This window comes from Spirochaetales bacterium (assembly GCA_016930085.1).
Classification (GTDB): domain Bacteria; phylum Spirochaetota; class Spirochaetia; order SZUA-6; family JAFGRV01; genus JAFGHO01.
Map to the genome: position 1 here is coordinate 151,312 of JAFGHO010000057.1, position 26,649 is coordinate 177,960.

At 46.1% G+C, this 26,649-nt stretch carries 20 protein-coding genes and 1 other RNA gene; 18 read left to right on the forward strand and 3 right to left on the reverse strand.

What is annotated here, in order from left to right:
- The first annotated feature begins 97 nt into the window (after positions 1 to 97).
- The 17 genes from mltG to JW881_10015 all read left to right on the forward strand — a co-directional run bounded on the left by mltG (position 98) and on the right by JW881_10015 (position 21,365).
- On the forward strand, positions 98 to 1,141 hold the full coding sequence (mltG, locus tag JW881_09935; protein MBN1697820.1) for an endolytic transglycosylase MltG: 1,044 nt from the start codon (positions 98 to 100) through the stop codon (positions 1,139 to 1,141).
- Positions 1,099 to 2,898, forward strand: a complete 1,800-nt coding sequence (locus JW881_09940) for a DNA primase (GenBank protein MBN1697821.1) — start codon at positions 1,099 to 1,101, stop codon at positions 2,896 to 2,898. Before mltG ends, JW881_09940 begins: the two co-directional genes overlap by 43 nt.
- Positions 2,891 to 4,621 (forward strand): RNA polymerase sigma factor RpoD, encoded by a 1,731-nt coding sequence (gene rpoD, locus JW881_09945; GenBank protein MBN1697822.1) that lies wholly within the window; start codon positions 2,891 to 2,893, stop codon positions 4,619 to 4,621. The genes JW881_09940 and rpoD overlap by 8 nt, the downstream gene beginning before the upstream one ends.
- A 52-nt stretch (positions 4,622 to 4,673) precedes the next feature.
- Complete coding sequence (locus JW881_09950; protein MBN1697823.1) at positions 4,674 to 5,426, forward strand: nucleic acid-binding protein; 753 nt, start codon at positions 4,674 to 4,676, stop codon at positions 5,424 to 5,426.
- Positions 5,425 to 5,793, forward strand: an RNA gene (gene rnpB / locus JW881_09955) — RNase P RNA component class A. The genes JW881_09950 and rnpB overlap by 2 nt, the downstream gene beginning before the upstream one ends.
- A 349-nt stretch (positions 5,794 to 6,142) precedes the next feature.
- Positions 6,143 to 7,084 carry a tetratricopeptide repeat protein gene (locus JW881_09960; GenBank protein ID MBN1697824.1) on the forward strand — a complete coding sequence of 314 codons (942 nt, stop codon included), beginning with the start codon at positions 6,143 to 6,145 and terminating at the stop codon, positions 7,082 to 7,084.
- Between the two features lie 63 nt (positions 7,085 to 7,147).
- Positions 7,148 to 8,182 (forward strand): rod shape-determining protein, encoded by a 1,035-nt coding sequence (locus tag JW881_09965; protein MBN1697825.1) that lies wholly within the window; start codon positions 7,148 to 7,150, stop codon positions 8,180 to 8,182.
- Positions 8,183 to 8,275: 93 nt separating this feature from the next.
- On the forward strand, positions 8,276 to 9,085 hold the full coding sequence (gene mreC, locus JW881_09970; GenBank protein ID MBN1697826.1) for a rod shape-determining protein MreC: 810 nt from the start codon (positions 8,276 to 8,278) through the stop codon (positions 9,083 to 9,085).
- A gap of 85 nt (positions 9,086 to 9,170) precedes the next feature.
- Positions 9,171 to 9,686 carry a rod shape-determining protein MreD gene (gene mreD / locus JW881_09975; GenBank protein MBN1697827.1) on the forward strand — a complete coding sequence of 172 codons (516 nt, stop codon included), beginning with the start codon at positions 9,171 to 9,173 and terminating at the stop codon, positions 9,684 to 9,686.
- 64 nt (positions 9,687 to 9,750) lie between these two features.
- Positions 9,751 to 11,619: a penicillin-binding protein 2 gene (mrdA, locus tag JW881_09980; protein ID MBN1697828.1), complete on the forward strand. Its 1,869-nt coding sequence runs from the start codon at positions 9,751 to 9,753 to the stop codon at positions 11,617 to 11,619.
- Complete coding sequence (rodA, locus tag JW881_09985; protein MBN1697829.1) at positions 11,616 to 12,923, forward strand: rod shape-determining protein RodA; 1,308 nt, start codon at positions 11,616 to 11,618, stop codon at positions 12,921 to 12,923. Before mrdA ends, rodA begins: the two co-directional genes overlap by 4 nt.
- Positions 12,924 to 12,926: 3 nt before the next feature.
- Entirely contained in the window at positions 12,927 to 15,416 is a 2,490-nt protein-coding gene (locus JW881_09990; protein MBN1697830.1) for a DUF2344 domain-containing protein, read from the forward strand.
- 376 nt (positions 15,417 to 15,792) lie between these two features.
- Positions 15,793 to 17,274 carry a glutamate--tRNA ligase gene (locus JW881_09995; protein MBN1697831.1) on the forward strand — a complete coding sequence of 494 codons (1,482 nt, stop codon included), beginning with the start codon at positions 15,793 to 15,795 and terminating at the stop codon, positions 17,272 to 17,274.
- Between the two features lie 5 nt (positions 17,275 to 17,279).
- Entirely contained in the window at positions 17,280 to 18,614 is a 1,335-nt protein-coding gene (locus JW881_10000; GenBank protein MBN1697832.1) for a glycine--tRNA ligase, read from the forward strand.
- Positions 18,614 to 19,849 (forward strand): tyrosine--tRNA ligase, encoded by a 1,236-nt coding sequence (locus JW881_10005; protein MBN1697833.1) that lies wholly within the window; start codon positions 18,614 to 18,616, stop codon positions 19,847 to 19,849. Before JW881_10000 ends, JW881_10005 begins: the two co-directional genes overlap by 1 nt.
- Positions 19,850 to 19,857: 8 nt before the next feature.
- Positions 19,858 to 20,481 carry a CYTH domain-containing protein gene (locus JW881_10010; GenBank protein ID MBN1697834.1) on the forward strand — a complete coding sequence of 208 codons (624 nt, stop codon included), beginning with the start codon at positions 19,858 to 19,860 and terminating at the stop codon, positions 20,479 to 20,481.
- Positions 20,466 to 21,365 carry a hypothetical protein gene (locus JW881_10015; protein MBN1697835.1) on the forward strand — a complete coding sequence of 300 codons (900 nt, stop codon included), beginning with the start codon at positions 20,466 to 20,468 and terminating at the stop codon, positions 21,363 to 21,365. Before JW881_10010 ends, JW881_10015 begins: the two co-directional genes overlap by 16 nt.
- A 127-nt stretch (positions 21,366 to 21,492) precedes the next feature.
- Here JW881_10015 and JW881_10020 read toward each other — a convergent pair whose 3' ends face one another.
- Both JW881_10020 and JW881_10025 read right to left on the reverse strand, forming a co-directional pair.
- Complete coding sequence (locus JW881_10020) at positions 21,493 to 22,023, reverse strand: nucleoside-diphosphate kinase (protein ID MBN1697836.1); 531 nt, start codon at positions 22,021 to 22,023, stop codon at positions 21,493 to 21,495.
- Between the two features lie 377 nt (positions 22,024 to 22,400).
- The gene (locus JW881_10025) at positions 22,401 to 23,111 is read right to left on the reverse strand and encodes a leucyl/phenylalanyl-tRNA--protein transferase (GenBank protein ID MBN1697837.1); all 711 of its coding nucleotides are present in this window, start codon (positions 23,109 to 23,111) and stop codon (positions 22,401 to 22,403) included.
- Positions 23,112 to 23,414: 303 nt separating this feature from the next.
- Between JW881_10025 and JW881_10030 the strand changes: the two genes are divergently transcribed.
- Positions 23,415 to 25,427, forward strand: coding sequence for a cytochrome C oxidase subunit II (locus tag JW881_10030; GenBank protein MBN1697838.1), 2,013 nt, complete (start codon positions 23,415 to 23,417; stop codon positions 25,425 to 25,427).
- A gap of 127 nt (positions 25,428 to 25,554) precedes the next feature.
- Here the strand turns inward: JW881_10030 and hypE are convergent, their stop codons facing one another.
- Positions 25,555 to 26,601 (reverse strand): hydrogenase expression/formation protein HypE, encoded by a 1,047-nt coding sequence (gene hypE, locus JW881_10035; GenBank protein MBN1697839.1) that lies wholly within the window; start codon positions 26,599 to 26,601, stop codon positions 25,555 to 25,557.
- Positions 26,602 to 26,649 lie beyond the last annotated feature (48 nt).

Sequence of the window (26,649 nt, forward strand, 5' to 3'; positions counted from 1 at the left end):
TGATTTTATTGACAAGCACTCTTGATAAAAAGAATATACGGGCCTGAAAAAAGAAAGTAATCATCGCTATGAAAAAGAAAGGATCAACATTACATTCGTGAAAGGGATTGTGAGAGTTTTTTTTATTTTATTCAGTATCTTTTTTGTTCTCGCCATCGGTTGCGGAATCGTCATTTTGTATTGCAACAGCGCACCGGAATCACAAGACGCAGCAGACATTAATTTCATTATCAGGAAGGGAGAAACCCTGCTTCAAATATCACAAAATCTCGAAAAAGAAGGACTAATTCGATCCGCTTTTTTCCTGCGATTCGTCGGGAAAATTCTCGATACCGAAAAGGATTTCGACGCGGGTTATTACGTTATTAAACGGGGGTTGACGACATTTGATATCCATAATCTGATTGTCAGCGGAGGGGAGTCCCCAGTCAGGATTACCATTCCCGAAGGATGGACAAAAACAAAAATCGCTCTCCATTATGAAGCGAACGGACTTTCGACGAAGGACGAAATATTGAAGGCGATACGTTCGGAGGAACTGCGCGAAAAATATTCGATTCCCGGTGCCGATTGCGAGGGATTTCTGTTTCCCGAGACCTATTTTTTTTCCCGATCGACCTCTGCAACAAAAATCGTCGATACGATGATAGAAACCTTTTTCGGAAAACTGGAAGAAATCGGCGTGGAATATCAAGTTGTTCCGGCAAATAAGCTGTATGCGAAGGTAATTATGGCTTCGATAATCGAACGTGAATATCGATTACCGGAAGAGGCGCCTATTATCGCCTCCGTTTTCTATAACCGGGACAGGCGAAGCGTCGGGCTTGAATCCTGTGCGACGATCGAATATATTATTACCGAGATTTACGGCCAACCCCATCCCGAATATATCACCCTCGACATGAAGGAAATCGATTCTCCCTATAACACCTATAAATGGCACGGTCTCCCGCCCGGTCCGGTTTCGAATCCGGGTCTTGTCGCGTTGAGGGCGGCATTCTATCCCGCAAAAACCGATTATTGGTACTTTTGTGTCAAGGATCCCTCAACCGGAGAACATTATTTTTCCGAAGACCTTGAAGAGCATAATGCGGCCAAATGGTACTATCTGAAAAAATATGGAAGTCCGCCGGGGCGGTGATGGATATGAGTAACCTCGAAGAAGCAAAGGCGGAGATCAAACGGCAAATCAGTATTACGGAGTTGATCGGCGGATATGTCCGCCTGAATAAAAAGGGATCGAAGTATTGGGGATTGTGTCCTTTCCATTCGGAAAAAACCGCTTCCTTTTCCGTCACCCCCGATAAAGAAATGTATTACTGCTTCGGCTGTCATAAGTATGGGGATATTTTTACTTTTATGATGGAAATCGAGAAGCTGTCGTTTATGGAGGCTTTGAAACTCCTTGCGAAAAAAGCGAATGTCACCCTCTCGATACATCATGATCCCCAGCTCGATTTAAAACGGGAATCCCTCTATGACCTCTACAGACGACTCACCGGAAGTTTTCACTACCTGTTGATGAAGAGTAGTAAGGCGGCCCATGCGCGCCGGTATCTCGAACTGCGGGGAGTGAGCCCGGAGTTGATCGAACGATTTCAACTCGGTTATGCGCCGGCGAGTAATTCGTGGCTGCTTTCAATGCTTGAAAAGCATAATTACTCCATCGAGTTTATCGGGTCTTCTGGTTTGTTTATGGAAAAGCGGAAACGATACATCCCGTATTTTTTCAACAGAATCATGTTTCCGATCCGCAACAGCCGGGGAGAAGTCATCGCGTTCGGCGGGCGCAGTCTTTCTGAGGGTGGTCCCAAATACCTCAATTCACCGGAAACAGAGATATTTAAAAAGGGTAACAATCTTTTCGGGCTGCATCATGCATCAGGGGCTATAAAGGAAAACAAGTGCGCCTATATTGTCGAAGGATATATGGACGTTCTGTCGCTGCATAAAGGCGGTATTCCCCATTGTGTCGCTCCCCTCGGGACCGCACTTACCGAAGCACAGGCACGGCTTATATGCCGGTATACGGATAATATCATCCTGCTTTTCGACGGCGATACGGCCGGTATCGCCGCATCACTCAAGGCACTGGAATGTCTTATGGGGTTTGATTGTGAGACCGGAGTTGTCAGACTGCCGGAAGGCCGGGATCCGGACGACATTTTACAAAAACATGGTAGCAATGAGTTGAAAAAAATGTTAAAATCTCCTATTAATAGTATTAAGTATCTGTTAACGATTGCCTCGGAGAGGTACGATAGCGGTACGCCAAGAGGGAAAGAGGAAATATTTCAGTTTATTGTACCGTACCTGAAAAGAATCTCGTCACAAATAAAACGTGATGGATATTTTGAGATAATTGCCGATGCTATACATATTGATATAGCATCGATACGAAAAGATTATGAGAAACAGCAGCGACTATTACCAATAAAGGCCGAAAAAAAAGAAAAAGCTGTTCATATAACCGACGAGTTGTTTTTTATGCTGGCATTAACGGCACTGAGATACTATTTTTCGGATGTGCGAAATAGTATATCGGTAAACCATTTAAAGGATGAATGGGCAAAGGAAATTTATATTGCACTGGAGGAGTGTTTCCGGGACGGAGATGATTCACTTAATTCATTACTCGAAAAAATAGAAAATGATGAACTCAGGGTATTGATCTTAGAAAAGAATACATCTGATGAGTTCACCCTTAATCCCGAAAAAATAATAGCGGACGGGATTGCGGGGATAAAAAAGCGGAATTTGCTTGAAAAAAGAGAAGAAATCTCGTTACTTATCAAACAATATGAAAAAACAGAACCATGGAAAATGAAAGATCTCCTTGTTGAAAAAATGGTCTTGGACAAGGAATATGAAGAATTAAGGATGAAAGAAGATGTCTGAATTAGAGAATGATCCGGCAGTAAAAAAGCTTCTTGAGTTTGCCAGAACAAAGAAAAACATCAGTTTTGATGAGGTGAATGATTTTCTCCCGGACTATATTATCAATACGGAAAAAATGGATGAAGTGATTTCGATCCTGGAGAAGAACAGCATAAAACTTCAGGAGGAGCCGATAAATCTTGATATCGAAATCGATATCGAAAAAGAACCGGCCCAGAAGAAGAAACTGGTTGCACACCACAAGGATTCATCGATCGACGATCCGATACGGCTTTATCTTAAAGAAATCGGAAAGGAAAATCTCCTGACCGCTGAACAGGAGGTTATCCTTTCAAAACGGATGGAGGACGGCAACAATATCGTAAAACGGGTGATAAAATCATCGGGAATTTTCATTAACGAACTTTTTATCGTGGGGATGAAAATTCTGTCGAAAAGCGACCCGCGTAATATGAACCTCACAAAAAAACAGATTTCCGAGTTTCTTGCCGAAAAAAGGCGGCTGAATCAATCGTATCTCGATGTGTGCAGAGAAAACTTTATACAACTCAAACAGTATATTGATTATAAAAAAAGTCTGCATTGCTCCGAAAAGGAATTGTTCAAAGACGAAAACCTTAAAAAACAGAAGAAGGATATTCTCAAACGACTCAAGAATGTCGAGCTTCATCCCTATGAGATTACCTCGCTTATAGAAAAGTTTTTTAAGGCAAAAAAAATAATAAAAAACTATCGAAGGGAACAGGAGCGGATACAAAAAACCCTGAAACTCGAGAATATCAAGGAACTGAGAGGTCTCGGCAAGGCACTTACCATTCCCCGCAAGCGGGAAGAGAAAGAACGTGAACTCGGTATGTCTCCCGATGAAATAAAACGGCGTATTCAGGAGTTTCATGCAAGCAGAAACAAGCTCAGGAACCTGGAGTTCGATTTTGAAGTACCGGTCGAGGAGATCCTTAAAATGGCGAATGAGATAGCCCGTGGTAAGGTGATGCTCGAAGGTGCGAAGAACAAGCTGATCAAAGCCAATCTGCGTCTTGTCGTCAGTATCGCAAAGAAATATACGAATCGCGGATTGCATTTTTTCGATCTCGTACAGGAGGGCAATATCGGGCTTATCAAGGCGGTAGAAAAGTTCGAGTATCGAAAGGGATACAAGTTTTCCACCTACGCGACATGGTGGATCAGGCAGGCGATCACGAGGTCTATTTCGGACCAGGCGCGGACGATCCGGGTTCCCGTTCATATGATCGAGCAGATCAATAAGGTAATCAGGGAATCCCGGCAGCTTATGCAGATTCTCGGCAGAGAACCAACGAATGAGGAAATCGCCGAAAGGCTCGGATGGCCGATAAGCCGCGTGAAATCGGTGAAAAATGTCGCCCGCGAACCTATTTCGCTCGAAACACCGATCGGTGAAGAAGAAGACTCCCTGCTGGGTGATTTTATCGAGGATAAGGAAATCGAAAACCCGGCCAGCCAGACGGCGTTCAAGTTGTTGCAGGAACAGCTGGAAGAAGTGCTGACCACGCTTCCTAAAAGGGAGCAGGATGTATTGAAGATGAGGTTCGGGCTCGAAGACGGATATTCATTGACACTCGAAGAAGTCGGACTTTATTTCAATGTCACACGTGAAAGGATCAGACAGATTGAGGCAAAGGCATTACGGCGGCTTCGTCATCCGAAGCGAAGCAGAAAACTGAGGGATTACCTCGATCACTGAGGCGGAAAATTGTTATATTATTGTCATAAAATATAGTTAAGGAGAACAAGCAATGTTACAGGATGTATTTGCCAAATTACGCGCGCTGCAGGAGATACTTTCGAAAAAGTTCGAAATTGACAGGGATATGAAGGAAATTCCCAAAATACTCACGACAAAGGAAGAGCTGTTGAACAGATTGAAAAAATCCTTTATCGATAAGAATGCGGAAATTGAAGCAAAAAAACTTAAAATCAAGGACATCCAGCAGAAAATGTTGGATGCGGAAGCTGAAAGAGACAAGTACGAGCAGCAGATGGATGTGATAAAGACTCAGCGGGAGTACGAGGCGCTTGATAAAGAGATAAAAACAGCGGCGGAAAAGGAAGTCGAATTGAGGAGAAATCTCCAGAAAGAGGAAAAGGCGCTTGAAGAAATGGTAAAGAATCTTGAAAAAGAAGAGGTGATGATAAAAAAGCAGGAAGAAGATATAAAAACCGAGAATTCGAGAATCAAACATGAATTGAAGGAGAAGTCAAAGCAGCTCAAGAGTCTTCAAAAAGAAGAAGAAAAAATAACACCCGGACTCGATGAGGAGATATTGTTCAAATTCGAACGAATTATCCGGAGCAAGGCGGGTGTCGGAATCGTCCCCATTCGTAACGGTATTTGTACCGGCTGTCACATGATATTGACGGGACAGTTCACCAATGATGTCAGGCTGCTCGATATGATCATGTTTTGTCCGAATTGTTCGAGGATTCTCTTTTTTCCGGAGGATGAAACGGAAAATGAATCCGGAGAAGTGATCGAAGCCGAAGCATAAGGCGGGCCAGGTTATCGCTGCCGTCAATTGACAGGCAGAGGAAAGTCCGGACTCCATAGAGCAGGATACCGGAGAAACTCCGGGCTCTCCGAAAGGAGAGACAGCACGTGCCACAGAAAAGATACCGCCGATCAGTCTTTATTCAGGGAATAAAGACTGATCGGTAAGGGTGAAAAGGCGGTGTAAGAGACCACCTCCCGTCCCGGCAACGAACGGGGAGAGGTAAACCTTATCCGGAGCAAAGCCAAGCAGCAGAGGATTGCTCGTCCATTAATCTGCGGGTGGGCTGCAAAAGAGATTCGGCAACGATTCTCTTCAGATAGATGATAACCACAAACAGAATCCGGCTTATAAGCCCGCCTTTTTTTTTCAACATGCATCCTCATATACCCACCCGACCCTGTACTCAATTTACCGACTGACGGCTTGAGGACGGGTGCGTTTACAATCCGAAGCGGAGGTTTTCAGAACCGTGAAACATTTCTTTTGACTCTTCGATTGAACCGGTTATACCTGCCGTTTGGTAGATCTATCGAGGATGACCTCGATATAAACATGTCGAAAGAAAGCTGAAAGAAGCCGTCAAAAAAGGGGCCGCATCACTTTTTTTTTGACATTGACGAAAAAAAAAACAAAGAAAAAAAGCTTTTTACAGGATTTTAATGAAATGAATTGACTTTTTATTAAATGTTGGATTTAATACTTTTATAACGATTATGATAAATATAGACAGATATAGTTATTCCGGTAATTACAAACGTAAAAGGAAGAAATGGAAGATCGCCGTTTTTCTTTTATTGTTTATTCTGTGTGCGGCGGGGGTGGTTTTTTTTCTCATTCCCGCACTCGATATACCGGTGCTTGTCTCGTTCAGTAATGTTTATAAAAATATGAAAGAACTCTGGAATAATAAAAGCTATGAAGAAATCATCTCGCTTTGTGATGAGCATCTTTTAAAAAAACCGATGGATCCGCTGCTTTTAACCTACCGTGGTTTTTCATTTTTCTATAAGGCTAAAAATGAAAATGATGAAAAGGATACATTACTCGATAAAACCATTTTCAATCTTCGAAAAGCGAGACTCCGCCCGGTTACGGGGTTTCAGGGTGAAATAGAATATATTTTGGGACTGACGTATTTTTTAAAAGGGAAATACTATTACGATCTTTCAATAAAAAGTATGGAAAACTCTCTTGCATCGGGTTACAAAGGACTCGATTCATACCGATGCCTTGGGCTTGCTTATGGTGGACTTGGTGAAACGGAAAAGGAACTCGATTATTTTCTTGAAGCGTTACAGGAAGAAGAAACCGATTATTCGCTTCTTTCTGTCGGTGAAGCCTGCATGAAAAACAATCAAAACGCGAAGGCGGAAGAATATTTATTGCGGGCACTCAATAAAACGGAAGATATAAATATCGAACAGCAATGCAGGTTTCACCTGGGCGAGATTTATATGGCGAACGAGGATTATCTCAAGGCGGAGCAACAGTACTTGAGAATTCTCGAAGTGAACAATCGATCGGCGAATGCCCACTTCTACCTTGGTGTTATTTACGATAAATTGAATGACAGGATCAAAGCCCGCGCCCAATGGCGGGAGACGTTGAGAATCGATCCTTCACATTATCAGGCGAAACGCCATTTATATAAATAATGGTTTGCTGCCAAATCAGGGCATATAACCCTTTGGATACGGAAATAGTTTGGAGGTTTAAGTATGGGGATCGGCAAAATTTTTAATTTTTTCTCTGCTGATATAGGAATAGATCTCGGTACATGCAATACGCTTGTCTATGTGAAAGGGAGGGGAATTGTACTGAGTGAACCGTCGGTTGTCGCCGTCGAACGCGGTACGAAAAAGGTCGTTGCCGTCGGTTATGAAGCAAAAAAAATGCTCTGGAAAACGCCCGGTGAGATTATCTGTATTCGACCGCTCAGGGATGGTGTTATTGCCGATTTTGAAACAACGGAAAAAATGATCAGATATTTTGTCGGGAAGGTTCTTCCCAAACGGTGGTTTGTGAAACCGAGGATGGCTATCGGCGTTCCCACCTGCATTACGGAAGTCGAGAAACGGGCGGTCCGTGAAAGCGCTGAACAGGCGGGGGCACGGGATCCGGTTTATCTGATCGAGGAATCCATGGCCGCCGCGCTTGGCGCCGATATACCGATTTCAGAACCGGCGGGAAACATGATATGTGATATCGGGGGCGGCACAACCGAAATATCGGTGATTTCACTCGACGGAATGGTGGTTTCGAACTCAATCCGCGTCGGGGGGGACGAGTTCGACGATTCGATTATCAAACATGTGCGGAACGTCCATAATCTCATCATCGGGGAGTCGACCGCGGAAAATATCAAGATGACGATAGGTACGGCAACACCGGATAATAAAATAGAGAAAATGGAGATAAAGGGAACGGACGCGATTACCGGTTTACCTCGAAGGCTGGAACTCGATTCGGTCGAAGTAAGGGACGCCCTCCAGGAACCGATCAATATCGTCATCGAGGAAATCAAAAAAACACTCGGTCAGACCCCGCCCGAACTCGCGGCAGACATTATCGAGCGGGGTATCGTGATGACCGGCGGCGGTTCGCTACTCAAGGGATTTCCGAAACTCATCGCAAAAGAGACGGGTGTACCGGCGATTCTGGCGGATAATCCGCTTATCTGTGTCGCTTTAGGGGCGGGAAAATATCTTGAAATGATAAGAGACAATAACAAGAAGCTTTACAATATTATGTAATCGGCAATCCGTTAAAATTGCCGATCATGAGAATAACAGATGCGCAGTATTAAATCATTTTATCGGAAACATTCGCGGAGTATTATTTTTATTATGCTTCTTGTATTCGGTATACTCCTCTTAATCGGTTCCAGGAATCCGGGTGTGAGGCAATTCGAATCGGTAGGATTTTCGTTTTTTTCGACCTTCCAGTCCGGGATTGCCGATCTGACTGTTTCCTTTTCAGAAGCTTTTTCATATCTTGGTGATTATAAAAAACTCAAGACTGAACTGGAGGATACCAAAAATAAATTAGAGTTGTTCTATACACTAACCAACGAACTTTCGGAATTGAAACGACAGAACAGAATCCTTAGGGGATTGCTCGGTTTTTCATATATGATTCCTTCGCTTTATGGGGATGATGTAAGGCAGATACCGGCGGTTATAATCGCAAAACAGCCCGGTAATCATGCGCTTTCTTTTGTGGTGAACAGGGGGGAGAAGGATGGCGTCAAGGTCGACATGCCGGTAGTCGCCTGGTATTCGAAGCATCAGGGACTCGTCGGAAAGGTGGTCGACACGGGAATAAATACCGCCGTTGTCATGCCGCTTTTCAATGATTCCTTTCATATTGCCGCAAGCTTTGAATCGTCCGGGTATGAAGGTCTTGTGAAGGGGATGGGTGATAACACTCCGCATGTCCTTCTGCAATATCTGGAAAAGCAGGCCAAATCGGAAATCAAATACGGAGACCTTCTCGTAAGCTCGGGGGTAGGCCGGTTGTTTCCGAAGGGAATACATATCGGGAAGGTGAAGGTCATTACATCAAAGCCGTATGAAACATCGATGGAGTGTGAGCTCGAGCCTGTCGTCGATTTTTCCCGTTTACGGGAGGTTTTTATCCTGGATACAGACGGATAGGATATCCGAATACAGACGGATAGGATATCCGAATATAGCCTAACGAATCCGGATCGTTCAAATACATCTGAATATGGACTGATAGATGGGAGAAAAGCTAAAGATAGTCGTCGTGACGCTGATCATTCTTTTGTCGGCATTAATACTTCAATCGACACTGCTCAATTATATCGCCATCAATGGCGTCAAACCCGATCTTTCCCTAATCATTCTGGTATTTATCAGCTACAGACGGGGAAGTGTCGTCGGAGAAGTATCCGGGTTTTTCGCCGGTTTATTCGAGGATTTTATCACTATCACGCCTCTTGGTTTTTCATCCATTGTCAAGACAATTCTTGGATTCCTCTACGGGCTGCTTCAGGGTAATATCGTTATCGATGTCGTTTTCATTCCCATACTTTTCGTTGTTGCGGCAACGGTGATCAAAGGATTTCTTATATGGATGATCGCTTTGGTATTTTCATTATCCCAATATGCAACCAGTTTCTTTCATTTCAATACCCTTATCGAACTTGTTTATAATGCAATACTGGGGCCTTTTATTTTCGCACTTTTAAAACTTATAAGGATATTCAAGGAGGAAGATAAAGAAAAAGCGTGAAAAAAAGACAAAGCGGCAATTGTGTAAATCATTCTGAGGCATTGACGCGAAGGAAGATGTTCCGATGGGAGAAATAGTATTCAGAAGCCCGCAAACAAAAATAAACAGGTCGCGTATTTTTTTTATCAATATCGTCATTATTTTTTCTCTCTCCTTACTTATTATCTACCTTTTTATTCTTCAGATTGTGATGGGATTCAAATACAGGCAGCAGGCACAGGAGATACTAAAGCGGGATATACCGATACTCGCACAACGGGGCCAGATATTTGACTGCAATTACGATATTCCCCTTGTCTATAATATCGATTCATTTGCCATCAATCTCACGCCGGGTGATGTCAAGCCGGGAGCAATGAACGGGTTATTCGAGAAACTTGCCGCAGTTCTTTCGATGGAAACAACAGAGATTAAAAAAAGGGTTCCAGAGAAATTATATAAATCCTATCAACCGATTGAAATTAAAAGCGGGGTATCATTCAGAACCGTTGCCTACCTTGCCGAACATAACGGTCAGTTCCCCGGAATAACCTGGCACAGCAAGCCGATACGGGGATATCTATTGTCAAATTCATTGTCCCACATCCTGGGGTACACAGGTTATATTACCGACGAAGAGCAGAACACCCTTTATAACAAGGGTATCAATCTCAACTCGACAATCGGAAAATCCGGGATTGAAAAACAGTATGATATGCTTTTACGCGGTAAGGACGGAAAACGGTTTAAACTCGTCGATGTCAAAGAAAAACAATTACACGAAAAACTCGATGAAGATATACCACCCGAACCCGGAAAATCGCTTGTCCTGACCATCGACAGACACATCCAAACACTTGCCGAAAAAGCCCTTGGAGAACGGATCGGCGCCGTTTTAGTCCTCAAACCCGCTACGGGGGAAATCCTGGCGCTGGTTTCGTATCCGTGGTTTGATCCGAATATTTTTTCTTCCGAGGATGCGGCCGAACAATTCAAAAAACTCTCGCTCGATCCGACGTTTCCGTTTTACAACAGGGCGATTCAGGCCCCGTATCCCCCCGCATCGGTATTCAAGATTGTCATGACCACCGCTATAATCGAAGAGAAGGTATTTCCCGTCAATGAACGCATCAATTGTACGGGAGCCATGGAACTTGGAGATCGGGTTGCGCATTGCTGGAAAGAACACGGTCACGGTAAAATGGATCTGTTTGACGGTTTTGCGAACTCCTGCAATATTTATTATTTTACCGTGGGTGTCGAATACCTTAAGATCGAGCATATTATCAATTATGCCCGGATGTTCGGATTGGGAAAACCGACGGGTATCGATCTGCCGGAAGAAATCGGCGGATTTCTTCCAACCCCTGAATGGAAGGAAAAAAAGGAACATATGAAGTGGCTCGGTGGGGATACGATGAACATATCGATCGGTCAGGGATGGATCACCGTCACCCCCCTGCAGCTTGCCAATGTCGTGGCAATGGTGGCAAACGAGGGAGTCGTCTACAAGCCGCATGTCCTTGCGGAAATCAGGGACCCCACTACCGGCGATATTATCGAAAAAAAGGAAAGGGAGGTACTCGCGACCTCATATGTGAGTCGGGAAACATTCAAACAGGTTCAAAAAGCCATGAGACTGGTCGTCACGGATGGGACGGCGGCTCTGGTCAGTACGAAAGCGACAGAGGTGGCCGGAAAAACCGGAACACCGGAAATCGGGATCGAAGAACTATATCATTCCTGGTTTGCCGCTTATGCGCCTTATCAGACGGACAATCCTGAAGATCGTATCGTCGTTGTCGCCATTATCGAAAAATCTACCCTGAAAGAATGGTGGGCTTCGAAAACAGCCAATATCATTTTCCAGGGAATCTTCGCGCATCAGACATTTGAAGAGGCGATGGTGTCCCTTTATCCGTGGCTGAGGAACACCTATAAGGAAGAGGAATGAAAAGAACAGGTTTTTTTGGTTTTGACATCGTCCTTCTCTGCTCGACACTGGTACTCGTTGTCATCGGCGTCCTCTTTATCTATTCAAGCGGAGTGACCGCCACCGGTGTTTCCTTTTCCGATGAGTATATAAAACAGATCGTGTGGCTTGTGACCGGTCTTGTTCTTCTGGCGATCATTCTTTTTATCGATTATTCCTATTTGATGAATCTCTCTTTATATATCTACGGTTTCTTCATACTTCTGCTCGTTTTTACACTTTTTTTCGGCAAGGTCGTTAACGGGGCACGGTCATGGCTGGGGTTTGCGGAAGCCGGCGTTCAGCCTTCCGAATTCATGAAACTCGCGACCATCCTGTTCCTCGCTTTTTATTATGTGACGGTGGGAAACAGCATTGTCAAACTCAGGTATTTTCTTGTCGGGCTGGCGATAACGCTGCTTCCTGTTTTCTTGATCGTCCTGCAGCCGGATGTGGGCACGGCTTTGGTGTTTTTCCCTATCTTCATCGTCATGTCGGTCGCGGCGGGCGCGAGGATACGGCATCTTGTCTTCTTTATTGCGACTTTTTTTTCTTTCACGCTTCTTGTCGTTCTTCCTTTTATCGAAGAATATATCCTCGGCGAGGAATATCCGATTTTCTCATTTTTACGTTCACCGGAGATCCTCCTCATATTCATATTGTTCCTGCTTCTCATTATCGGGATCGCGGTGTTCGGTTATTTCAAATTCAAGCGAAAGGTCTTTTACTGGATAATCTTTACCTGTCTCATTCTGATTCTCGCGCTTTTCGGAACATTGCTTTTAGGCTCGGATATTCAGAGTTATCAGATCAAGCGGATAGTCAGTTTCTTCAATCCCTATGACGATTACTGGGATTCAGGGTGGCACACGATACAATCCATGACGGCGATCGGTTCAGGCGGATTTATAGGCAAGGGGTATCTTCAGGGAACACAGAGTCATTATCAGTATCTGCCCCAGCAGAGTACCGACTTCATTTTCTCGTTGATCGCGGAAGAATGGGGATTTCTCGGCGGCAGCCTGGTCATCGCCCTCTTTCTGCTGCTTTTAGTCCGCGGCATTAACATCATTTCCGGCACTTCCGATAAATTCGCCGTTTTAACCGGCGTAGGAATCATCGGTATGATTTATTTTCATGTCGTCATCAATATCGGTATGTCAATGGGAATCATGCCTATTACCGGGATTCCTCTTCTTTTTCTATCCTACGGCGGCTCCTCTCTCTGGACGGCGCTTATCGGTATCGGTATCCTGCTAAATATTTCTTTCAGGCGTTACAGGTAAGCGATGGATACAATCAGCCTCGAAAAAGATCTGCGGAAGATACTCCTTTCCGTTGAAAAGCCCGGAAGATATACGGGAGGCGAGTATGGTCTCCGGTCGGCGGACGGCGATTATTCACTCTCGATCGCACTCTCGTATCCCGATCTGTATGAAATCGGTATGTCGAATCTCGCCGTTCGTCTTCTGTATACCCGGTGTCAGTCTGTTGCCGGTTTGCGGTGCGAACGGATCTTTGCCCCCGCACCGGATTTCGAGGAGCAGCTGCGGTCACACGATCTCCCGCTTTTCAGTCTTGAAACATACCGTGTCCTCAAGCGTTTCGATATTATCGGATTTTCGATCGGCTATGAACTCACGGTAACCAATATGCTCGCTATTTTGGATCTGGGCGGGGTTCATCTTCATGCCGATGAACGGCCGGACGATGAACCGATCGTCATCGCCGGTGGACCGTCCGTCGTCAATCCCGTTCCGTACGGCAGGTTCGTCGATTGCGTGTACCTGGGGGACGGGGAAATGTTTGTCGACCATTGTTTGAAAGAACTGGTTGAGTTGAAAAGAAAGGGAGCCGGCCGGAAAGACCTGCTTGAGCGAATTCTAAAAGAAGAAGCTGTGTGGAGCGGCAGCCTGTCGAAAAAAAATGTTAGAAAATATGTATGGATGGATTTCCACAGGGAGACGGCCCCTCCGCTTTTACCCGTTCCTTCCATTGCGGCCGCGCATGATCACGGGATTGTCGAGATCATGCGCGGTTGTCCGCACGGCTGCCGGTTCTGCTCGGCAAGCGGCTACTACAGGCCGTACCGGATAAAACATCCCGATGCAATTATTCGGGAAATCGAACATCTTGTTTTTACCTGCGGGTACAGGCGGATATCGCTTGCTTCACTTTCAAGCGGTGATTACCCCTCGATCGATTTCCTGGTCAATCTTTTAGTGAAACGTTACACGCACCTTGGCGTTTCTTTCGGGCTGCCGTCACTGCGTATCGACAGCATGGCCCTGCATATCCTCTCCGATATCGCGGAAGTGCGAAAAAGCGGACTAACCTTTGCCATCGAAACACCCCTTGAATCATGGCAGAAGGGAATTAATAAGACCGTCTCACTTCAAAAAACAATCGCCTTACTGAAAGAGGCAAGAACACAGGGATGGAAAAAAGCGAAGTTCTATTTTATGATAGGGCTTCCGCTTTATAGCGGTGACGAATCGGATGAAATTGTCGATTTTATTCTCACCATAAAAAAACAAACCCGCATGCAGCTGCATATCAATCTTTCGACGTTTGTCCCCAAAGCCCATACGCCGTTTCAATGGGCCCGGCAACTCGCCGAAGAAGATGCATTGCGGCGTATAATGGCGATAAAGCGGAGACTCGCCGGTGAATCATGTAAAGTCACCTATCATTCGCCTTTTGCATCAATGCTCGAGGGAATCATCGCACGGGGAGACCGACGGATAGGTGAGGTGATCGAAAACGCGTTTGTCCGGGGCGCCCGTCTCGATGCATGGGAGGAGTATCTGAATCGCGATCTGTGGCGTTCCGTTTTCAGGGATGCCGGATGGGATGTCGAAAGCGAGGGTATTCGAAAAAGGGGTTTTCATGAAAAACTTCCATGGGAATCCTCTGCGGGCGGTATGTCCTCGACATCGTATTTAAAAAAGGAGTGGCGGAGGGCTGTGAGAGGGGAATTAACACCTTCCTGTCGCACTCAATGCAAGAATCCCTGCGGGGTTTGTCGTGATAAAACGGCGGTCTGTGATACGGTAACGGAAACCGACATCGAGAAAAGCTTTACTCTCCCCATGAAAAGCCTTGTCACGGGAAAAGAGCGAAAACTGCTTTTCTCTTTTTCAAAAAAGGGGAAGGCCGCCTATCTTTCGCACCTTAACTGTATGCACCTTTTCGAGCGCGCATTGCTGCGGGCGGGGTATCATGCTTGTTTTACATCGGGCTATAATCCAAAGCCGGTTATCAGCTTCGCGGCTCCACTCGCACTCGGCATCGAATCTCGTGATGAAATTGCACATATCGAACTCCGTAATCTCGATGACGCCGCATCGTTTATTGACAGGATGAACGAAGTGCTTCCTGAAGGCTTGGCCGTCCGGGAAGCAAAACCGTTGAAGAATTGGGTTGCGGGTACAAAGAAAGTGTCGCTGCCTTCACTTTATTGGGGTTCGGATTATATCGTAAGAAGCAGCGAAGGAATCGCTACGGTCATACATCTTTATGCCCGTATCAATGAAGTGAACGAAGGAAGCGGTGAAGACTCCGGTTTTGCACCGGCGCTGGAGGCTTTTTTCATGATGAACGACGGTATATGCGTCAGATGGAAAAATATTGAGCAGAAGGGCATCAACATTCAATCGTTTTTGAAATGGCTTCTGGGTAACGATCCGCATGAAACGGGGATACATCTGTTACGTCACGCGACCCTTGCCGAAAATAACGAGGGGCAGCCGGAGAGCTATTTCAATGTTGTCGAATAATCGCCGGAATGACGGGGTATGGATCGATACCGACTGCTTCCGGATAACCGCAATATAATAGCGCCATTTCGAAGTGAAAAGGTCATTGATCGCTGCTAATTACCGGAACCAGTGTTTCCGCCGTCACATCCGACATCGACACCACTCTCCACACTGTCGAGAGTGTGTATGCCGTCCGTAAGGAGTCCGGGTCAAAAATCTTTACTTGACCATGATTCCATACTCCTGTATAATAAAGGCCGTTTTTTCCGATAACGTAATAATAAGAGGAGTTACTATTTATGAACTCATCCGTGGTGTGTGCCCGATTCAGGGCGGAAAGAGGGCAGAATAATGAGTGCGTCATTGTAAACGATTCATTCGTGCGGGTTGCTTCATGAGTGTCCGTGTTCGCTATGCGCCCTCACCGACCGGTCTGCAACATATCGGCGGTGTGAGAACAGCGCTTTTCACCTATTTTTTTGCACGCTCGTGTGGCGGAACCTTTATCCTCCGTATCGAGGATACGGACAGGGAACGCTTTTATGAGGAGGCACTCAGGGATATATATGACACGTTCAGCTGGCTGGGAATAGAATGGGATGAAGGTCCGGATAAAGGCGGAGCGTACGGACCGTATTTTCAGTCGGAACGGAAGGATCTCTACCGGGAGTATGCCGAAAAACTCGTGGAAAAGGGCACCGCATATCGCTGCTATTGCACGCAGGAGCGGCTTGCGGCATTGAGGGAGACTCAGTCGTCTTTGGGCGGTGAAACGGGATATGACCGGCATTGCAGGTCGTTGAGCGTGGAAGAGAGAAGTGAATATGAAGAGCAACATATCGATTCCGTGATCCGGCTTGCCGTCCCCGCAGAAGGTGAGACACGCTTTCATGACGAACTCCTCGGGGATATCAGCAGACGGAACAGTGAAATCAATCCTGACCCCGTTCTTCTTAAATCGGACGGGTTTCCCACCTATCACCTTGCCAATGTCGTGGATGATCATCTGATGAAGATTACCCATGTGTTCCGTGCACAGGAATACATTCCATCGGTACCGTTATATACGATCATGTATGATGCACTCGGCTGGGAAGAACCGAAATACTGCCATCTTCCCATGGTGATGGGACCGGACGGGCATAAACTATCCAAACGTCACGGGTCGACCAGTATCCGCGAGTTCAGGGAAAAGGGGTATCTTCCGGAGGCGATTATCAATTACGTGACCCTGCTTGGTTGGTCGTACGACGGGGTCAGGGAGTTTTTTTCACTCGGAGAGTTAAAAAAACTGTTTTCGATCGAGAAACTCAACAAGGCATCGGCCACCTTCGATTATAAAAAACTCGAATGGTTTAACGGGAATTATATACGGAAAAAAAGCCATGAAGAGATGAAGTCGTTGCTCATGCCGTATCTGACCGGTGAAAAGCTGGTCGGCGATCCGCCGACCCGTGAAGAGATGAAGGTGATCGACGGGATGATCCCCCTCGTTCATGAACGGCTCAAGGTGTTGTCGGAGATTACCGGCCTGGTGGGTTTCCTCTTCAGGGAAGTCGAGATTTCAGATTACAGGCAGTTGATTCCGAAGCGGCTCGACAGGGAGAAAACGATGCTGGTATTAAAAGAAAACCTTCGTCTGCTTGAGGGATTCCGTGAACGTTCGGATGAAGAAAACGAAAACCGGTTCCGGGAAGCCGCTTCCGGGTGCGGAGTAAAGCTCGGGGATTTCCTTTTGCCATTACGGATATCGATTACCGGTTCCACCGTTTCACCCCCGCTTTTTGAATCGCTGCGGCTGCTCAAGAGCGAGGTCGCAAGCGGCCGGGTGGAAAAGGCATTACACATGATTGAAGCTGCCGGAGAAAAGGAGTAAATGACATGTCGGATAGTGTTACAATGGATAAACTGATTTCTCTTTGCAAAAGACGGGGATTCATCTTTCAGTCGAGCGAAATCTACGGGGGATTGACTTCCGCCTGGGATTACGGACCGATGGGTATCGAACTCAAGAACCGTATTAAAAGATACTGGTGGCGTGAGATGACCCAGTTGAATGACAATATCGTGGGTATTGACGCCGCGATCATGATGCACCCCCGCGTCTGGGAAGCCTCCGGTCATGTCGAAAACTTTACCGACCCCCTTGTCGACTGTAAAAACTGTAAACTCCGGTTTCGCGCGGATATGCTGGAAGAAGAAGCAATGAAGAATCACCGCTGTCCCGAGTGCGGTGGTGAACTTACCGATCCGCGCAACTTCAATCTTATGTTCAAAACCCATCTCGGACCGGTTGAGGATGCCGGTTCGATCGTCTTCCTCCGTCCCGAAACGGCACAGGGGATCTATGTCAATTATAAAAACGTGCTCCAGACAAGCAGACTGAAAATTCCTTTCGGGATCGCCCAGGTGGGCAAGGCGTTCAGGAACGAGATAACGACCAAGAATTTTATTTTCAGAACATGCGAGTTCGAACAGATGGAGATGCAGTATTTTGTCCATCCGAAAGAGGATGACAGGTGGTTCGAGTACTGGATGCAAAAACGTTTCGATTATTATCTTTCCATGGGTATCAGGAAAAGCAAGTTACGCTTTCACGAGCATGGCCCGGGCGAACTTGCCCATTATGCGAAAAAGGCGTTCGATATCGAATACGAGTTTCCATTTGGTTTCAAGGAGTTCGAGGGTATCCATAACAGAACAGATTACGACCTTGGCAGGCATATGGAGTATTCGGGAAAAGACCTTACTTTTCTGGATGACATCACCCGCGAACGGTATACTCCCTTTATCATTGAGACATCGGCGGGGCTGACACGGACGGTACTGGTCGTGCTGAGTGACGCGTACGACGAGGAAGAGGTCGAAGGTGAAACAAGAACCGTACTCAGGTTTCATCCGATTCTTGCGCCGGTCACCATCGGTGTATTTCCCCTTGTAAAAAAGGACGGTCTTGCGGAACTGGCCAAAGATATCGAAACATCGCTTCGGGACGATTTTACCACCTTTTACGACCAGGGGGGCGCCATCGGAAGACGCTACAGAAGGCAGGACGAAATAGGAACGCCGTATTGTATTACGATCGATTATCAGACAAAGGACGACAATACGGTCACGCTGCGTTTCAGGGATTCGATGGAACAGGTGCGGGTAAAGGTTCCCGAAATAGCGGCCAGAGTCAGGAATGAGATTAAAATATACAGGAGGGGTGAATAATGGCCGGAGCATTCGATGTATTGAAGGAACGGGGGTTCATCCGGCAATGCTCGGATGACACCGAATGCATGAAACTCCTGAACGGCGGAAATGTCACCTTTTATGCCGGATTCGATCCGACGGGCAACAGCCTTCATGTCGGACACCTTGTTCCGCTTTTTGCCATGGCCCATCTTCAGCGCACCGGCCATAGACCGATCGCCCTGGTCGGCGGCGGAACGGCAAGGATCGGAGACCCGTCCGGGAAAACAGAGACAAGAAAAATGCTGTCGGTCGACGACATTCGGGCAAACGCCGAATCCTTTAAAACCCAGATCTCGCGGTTTATCGATTTTTCGGGAAACAAAGCGATTATGGTCGATAATGCCGACTGGCTTTCGGACCTCAATTATATCGATTTTCTCAGGGAAATCGGCAGGCATTTTTCCGTCAACAGGATGCTTGGTTTCGAGGCATATAAACAGCGGATGGAAACGGGACTTTCATTTATCGAGTTCAATTACCAGATTCTCCAGTCCTATGATTTTCTTGTTCTCTTTCAAAAATACGGCTGCGTTCTCCAGCTTGGCGGGGACGACCAGTGGGGAAATATCGTATCGGGTATCGAGCTCATACGCAGGATGACGGGAAAACAGGCATACGCTTTGACTTCTCCGCTGATCATGCGTTCGGACGGGAAAAAAATGGGAAAGACCGAAAAAGGGGCACTTTACCTTGATCCCGAACTGGTGAGTCCTTATGAGTTTTATCAGTACTGGGTCAATATCGCGGATGCGGATGTAAGAAAATTCCTTCTGCTCTATACATTTCTCCCGGTTTCGGAAATCGAAAAACTTGCCGTACTGAAGGATAAAGAAGCGAACGAAGCGAAAAAGGTACTCGCGTTCGAACTCACTTCGATCGTTCACGGAAAAGAAGCAGCGATGAAAGTCAAAACTTCATCCGAAGCGCTTTTCGCCCGGGAGGGGGATACGGGCGATGCCGATGCGGTGACAATGGACCTCTCGAAAAACGGGTTTGCCCAGGAGGGCAATATCGTGCGGCTTTTCGTCGCATCCGGACTTTGCGGAAGTACTTCGGAGGCCAGGCGGCTGATTCAGCAGGGCGGGGCGTATGTGAACGGGGAAAACGTAACCGATATCGAAAAGGATTTTGGCACTGCAGACCTGAAAGACGGTTCGCTTCTCTTACGGGCGGGGAAAAAACGGTACTGCAGAATCGTCGTACGGGAATGATGGCGGTCATGAATACACATACTAACGAAGAAATAGAAATTAAATGCTCTCTCGATGCCCTCATGTACAGGGAAATACTGAAGCTGTCGCCGTACAGACCTGTTCCGGTTCTCCAGGAAAACCATTTTTTCGATACCGTAAAAATGTACCTTCTTAAAAAGAAGTGGGTGCTTCGATTGCGTATCGAACCGGAAAACGCCTATCTCACGACCAAGGGGCCGGAAAAACTGCTTGATGCCGTTTATAAAAGGATAGAATATGAAAGCGGTATTTCCCGGCATAAGGCATCGGCACTCCTTGCGGGATTCGATCTTGCTTCGATTCCGGAAACCGCATGCCGGGAACTCGTCAAACGCTTTGGGGACCGCTTTGTGGTTCCGTTTCTTTCATTCTGCAACGAACGGATATATATTCCATGGAAGTCGTGGAGACTGGAAATTGATAAAACGACGATCAACGATTCGATTTTTTATGAACTCGAAGCCGAAGCCGGAAACGACGATATCGATGATCTCGAGGCGGAATTAAGGGAGATGTTCTGGAAAAACGGATGGCAGTTCAGACCCTCGAATATGAGCAAGTTCAAACGCGCCCTGGATATCATGGGTAGTGAGGCATGCGGCAGCGTGTAGTCCTCGTCTTTCTGGACGGCGTCGGGCTTTGCGGTGATTCGCCGTCGAATCCCTTTACCCGGGCGGATATGCCCTGTCTGAAAAGCCTCGTCGGCGGTCCGCTGACGAACGAATCGGTGAGATGTACGGAAACACTGGTTTTCAAAGGGACCGATGCCTGCCTTGGTGTTCCGGGGATCCCACAAAGTGCGACGGGACAAACGGCCCTGTTTACCGGAATCAATGCCCCGGCAATGATAGGGTATCATTTCCCCGCATTTCCCAATCAGCCGCTCAAACGCCTTATTGCCCGGCATTCGCTGCCCCTTCGCATAAAGAAAGCGGGATATTCGACTATCTTTGCAAACGCATATACCCCCTCATATTTTGAAATGGTAAAAGCGGGAAAACGGGAACATTCGGTTACCACCCTCTCCTTCATGGCGGCCGGTATACCGTTTCTCACCGTATCCGACCTGAACGCGGGGAGGGCGGTATACTGGGATATTACAAACGAAATAATCCTTAACGTATATGGTTTGGATGTGCCGGCCGTCACTCCCGAAGAAGCCGGCCGTCATTGCGGGGCTTTCTCAAGGGATTATGATTGTGTCGTTTTCGAAAGCTTTCTTCCTGATATCGCCGGCCATAAAGGGGATTTGGAAGCGGCCGTCGGTGTCTGCGAACGCCTCGACGGCTTTTTTTACGGGATACTGGATACGATGGGAGAAGAGACAACACTCATTGTATGCAGCGATCACGGGAATTGTGAGGATACTTCTCGCAAGGACCATACGATGAATCCGGCAATGTTTCTCGCGGCAGGCAGGGGAGCGGCATTTTTTACAGATGTCGATGCGATCACCGATATTGCGCCCCGGGTTCTCTCCCTGCTTTCGGGATAATGGTGCAGGTGAAAAAGGGTGAATACGTCGGGGATTATCAATTATTTTTATCTTTTTTCACACATTAATATACCGGTACAGCAAACGTTTCATCTGCCATTATGTGCTTGACAGTGGGCAATCCCGTTTAATCCTTCCATCGAAGGACGCGTCTGATCTGCTCGACAAATTCGACAGGAAACCTGACATAGACGATTTCATCCGGTTCGAACCATAGCTTTATTTCACGCTCCGCTTCTCCCTTGTTTTCGGAACAATGGATGACATTCTCATATATGCCGGTTTTTGAATGGATTCTTCCGTACTTGCCGCGGATTGTCTCGGGTTTAGCATCTTCGGGATTTGTCGCACCCGCACGTTCACGTACCCGTTGTATAATGTCTTTCCCTTCATAGACAAGGGCAAAGATTCTGTTCGTATGCCCGTCTCCGGCGAAATAATTGATCAGTTCGTCGAAAAAGGGTTTATGTTTCAAATTGATATAATGTTCGATGGCCAGTTCCCTGCTTACTTTTACCAGTTTGGCCCCGACGATGATGTTATCCGGATGGGCCAGCAGTGCAATAATATTTCCGGTTAATGACCGTTTTATACCATCGGGCTTGATAAGCACGAGGGTTTGTTCGATATCCGTTTTCTCTTCATACGCATCTGCCATATACATTATCCTTCTGTTATCCAATTGTTTATAATCGTTAGAGCCCGGCTTACCTCTCATATAGGATTGAATATCAAAGTAAAAATACACCGGCAAAGGTCATTCTCCTCAGGCGGCGGTATTTTTACAAAATATACCGGAAAATAAAAGGCATTGCCTTTAATAAAATATCAATTGAAGCCGAAAAGACCGCCTCATTGACCGTCACCTCAATGAACGGAGGTCTTCTGCTTTTGCTTATCTGTTTTTCTCTAAGAATATATGTATTTGCATCGCTTGCGTCAAGTATATAACGGCCTATTCCGGGTCATTTTATCACGGTTATGTACCGGGTTTCACGGCACATATGCCGCCCTGCTTGACATTCGTATGTCGTTTTACGGATATTCCCATCGCGAGGGAACGTTATGGTGTATCCCTGATTCTTTGAGCAGGCGGAGGAAGATAAGCCGGGGAACCGGAATGGCGCCGAGATTCATCAGGTGTGGGGTGACCTGTTGGCAGTCGATAAAAGTAAAATTTTGTCCTTTGAGGAAACACGAAAGATGGTAAAGGGCAAGTTTTGAGGTGTTCGGTGTTTCTGAAAACATGGATTCGCCGAAAAAACATTTTCCCAATGAGAGCCCGTAAAGCCCGCCGCAAAGCCTCGATTCTTCATAGATACCGACGCAATGGCCGATTTTTTTTTCGAAAAGTTCTTCATAGGTGTCGATGATGCGTTCATTGATCCATGTCCCGTTTTGATGTTTTCTTTTAATTGTCGCGCATTTATAGACAATCTCTCTGAAATCCATGTCAAATTTTACCTCATACTTTTTACCGGCAATAATTCGACGGAGACGCTTTGAGACATGAAACATGTCGGGGAGGAGAATGAGACGGGGATCAGGGGAATACCACGGTATCGGATCTTCACCGGACCAGGGGAAAATACCTTTTGAATAGGCCTCGATCAGGACAGGGACCGTCAGTTTTCCGCCGATAGCGACCAGTCCCGAGTAATCGATGGGTGCAAGGTGATCCGGAAATACTGGGTGTTGCGTCGAGGTTATTATAAACGGTGTCATCGTACCAAGAATATACATCATTTTATAAACAATTTAAAGAGAGAAAATGGCCTCGTGTATATAGATGAGGGGCAATGTCGATATTCTTGACCGCCGCCGCATGATCCTGCTCGACATCGGGGAAAAAGGTGCCGTATGGTATGTTGTCCATGTTTTATTTTTATTTTATATCTTGCGTTAAGAGATCAGGGTATCTCCGTAAAATGACGATAATGGTGATATCATACAAAGTAATTAATTTAATCAACTTTTATTTTTTTTTGCTTGACTTTTTATGAATAATGATTATGATCATTTTAAGAATTAATTTATAAGGAGTAAAATATGGCAGCAGTTGATTTACCAAAAAGTCCAAATGTGTTTCATCCTGAAAAGCCGAGTGCTGTTGGTTCAAGGAACTCTCTGGCACAGGAGTTCAGGGATCAGCAGGCGGAAGTTGATCTCCTTTTAAGTGAAGAAGTCGATAAGGTGATGAACCATGTCATTTCAAAATTACCGAAAGATGTTCTGCACCGGATCGATGTTATGGGCGGGCTCAAGGAGAAACTTTATAATTATTTCAACCAGAATTACCAGAATATGTTTAATAGATATGTTGTCACAACAGAAGACGAAATGGCCAAAAAGGTGAGAAATTTCGTTGATAAAGAAGAAATGAAGATTCTCGCCCGTTATACACCCAGGGAAATCGCGGCATTGCTCGATCAGATCGGTGGAATGGATAAATTCAATACCGGTGAAATCGAGAAATCGATTGTCAATATGTACGGCCATCTCCAGGGTCATATTCAGCGCGGCGTGAACGACCTTGAAAACCTGACAAACTCTATTTTGAGGCAAAAAACCGATGTGGGTGCCTTTATCCGCGGTGAAAATGCATATTCAATCGTAAAATGTGCGTTCAAGGACAATATTCATAAGCCGAAAACAGTTACCGACGTCAAACTTTCAGTGAATATTTTGGATGCCGAGCTTATCAGTCCGATTTTTCATTATCAGGTAACGGTCGAATATCTCATCAAAGACCTCCTCTCCAACTATATTATCGACAAGATCGACAAGGAGATCGAAAAGTACAAGGACGAACTCGTTGACGAAGGAAAAGAGGAAATGTCCGATGCCCAGGTCATCTTTGAGAGAATGAGAAGGGTCGAAGAGCACACGGGAGACGATAAGGAAAATCCAAAATCAAAGCGTTATTTCATGTTCAGCAAGCAACTCATGGAACGTGTCGAAGGGCTTCGGGCCGAAATACCGCCGGAAGAGTTTGACGCACTGAATATCAGAGAAAATCTCAAGAAGATCATCGATATTGAAAATATCAGAAACAGGGGATTCAATACGGCGATCAACTCGATCACTTCGATCCTCGATACTTCCAAAATGGGATATCAGTATGTCGAAAATTTGAAAAACGCTCGTGAACTCATTCTCAGGGAGTATGAGGATACGAATTCGAACGCCCTGCCGGACGAGCGCTTTAATATCCGCATGAAATACTATGATAATGCCCAGCTTATTGAAGAAAGAAGGGCATACGATGTCCAGATCAAATCTTTTGAAATCGAAGTCCAGCATATCTGGGATGTGCTGGAGATGATCTATGAGGATTCCAAGTTCCTCAAGGGAATCGTCGATTTTAACGATCTTGCAAAGAAGACAAAGAACAAGATCAGGAACAAGATCAAGGCAAAGACCGGAGATCCGCTTTATGAAGATATCGATAAGATGTGGGATGAGATTACATTCATAAAACCGTCGGATACCGATGTCGAGCGGATGAACAGGACGTATATCTTTGAAAAGTCCAAAATGAAGAAGCGATTGCTGCTCATGAATAAGAAACTTTCGGATATGTACGGGTACAGTTATCCGAAAAAGCGAAGGGTCATGGAAGAAAGGCTTCAATACCTCGAGAGTGAATTCCAGATGTTCGATTACATGATCAATCCGTATCACGTACAGCCCGGATTGCTGCTGGATGTGGATATTACATCGATCAAGAAAAAGAAGGCGACACTCGACGGTATGGCAAATGTATTGAACGAGTTCCTCCACGGTGTTTCAAAAGGCTTTCAGGATGCGGCATTTGCTTCATTCTCACGAAGACGATCGACCGTCAGAGAAGATATCGCGCAATCATTCGCCGCCGGTTCCTCGGAATTGTCATACGAGAAAGGCGAATCAAACGATTATCTCAATATGATGGCGAGCGGAGGAGAAATCGAACAAAAGACCACCAGATCCGTGAGGAAATCGGCCGGGAAAAGGGGACCTAAAAAGGGAAGTTCGAGAGGTCGAAAAAAGAGTGGCGGCGGCGGATTAAGAGAAATTTAGTCGGAATAAACCGAATCGATGTTGTAATAGGAAAGGCCGCATGAAGATGCGGCCTTTTTTTTGAAAAGATAGTCTCACTTGTTGCCCCCCTGATAACAAGGGAGCGGTAATGCGATCCGTCATGCTCTCAGCAGATCCGTGGAAACATATCTCCATGAAGCATATCGACGACACGTTCTCCGCCGATTGTGGTTTTGAGAAATACCTTTCCCATTCCCGTACCGGCACCGCTTCCCATTTTCCGGCATCTGCCGATTATACATGCATCCTTTCCAAGGGGATGCCGCTTCATGACGTCGAGAATGATCGATCCTGTTTCAGCTTCGGCAACGACGACCACCTTTCCCTCGTTGGCGATATAAAGCGGATCATATCCGGTCATCTCACAGATCGCTTTTACTTCGTTTTTGACAGGCAGACGTTCTTCTTCGATTTCAATATCAATAGAGCTTTTTTCTACAAACTCATTAAGGGTTGTTGCAAGCCCACCGCGTGTCGGGTCGCGCATGAGGCGTATCGTGCCGGGGGGTACGGCTTTAAGGATACTTTCGATAAGTCCGTTTAAAGGCGCACAATCACTTTTCAATTGCGTGGTTAACGGAAAATTTTCTCTTGCGGTCAAAACGGCGATACCGTGATCTCCAATGGTCCCCGAGATGATAACAAGATCACCATCCTGAAGACGACCTTTTGGGAGTACGGTTCCGGGTTTTTCGATACCGATACCTGAAGTTGTGATAAAAAGTCCGTCGACCTTGCCTTTTTCAACAACCTTTGTATCACCGGTAACGATGGAGACACCGGCATGTCCTGCAGTTTTTTGCATGGATGCCGCGATTGAAGAAAGGGACGTGAGGGAGAACCCTTCCTCGATAACAAACGCGGCGCTCAAAAAAAGCGGTTGCGCCCCCATGACCGAAATATCATTGACCGTTCCGCTTACGGCAAGTGTTCCTATATCACCACCGGGAAAAAAAAGGGGATGGACGACGTATGCGTCGGTTGTAAAAACAAATGACGCATTGCCGGAAGTGAAAACCGCCCCGTCCGATAACTGATTCAATATCGGATTGCCGAAAGTGGAAATGAATAAATCGTCGATAAGTTGATGGGTTAGTCTGCCGCCGTTCCCATGGGCCAATGTGATGCTGTTTTGTTTCTTTTTATCTCCCACTGCCGTTTCTCCTTTTATGCCGTATCATATCGTTTCCGGCCGGTAACA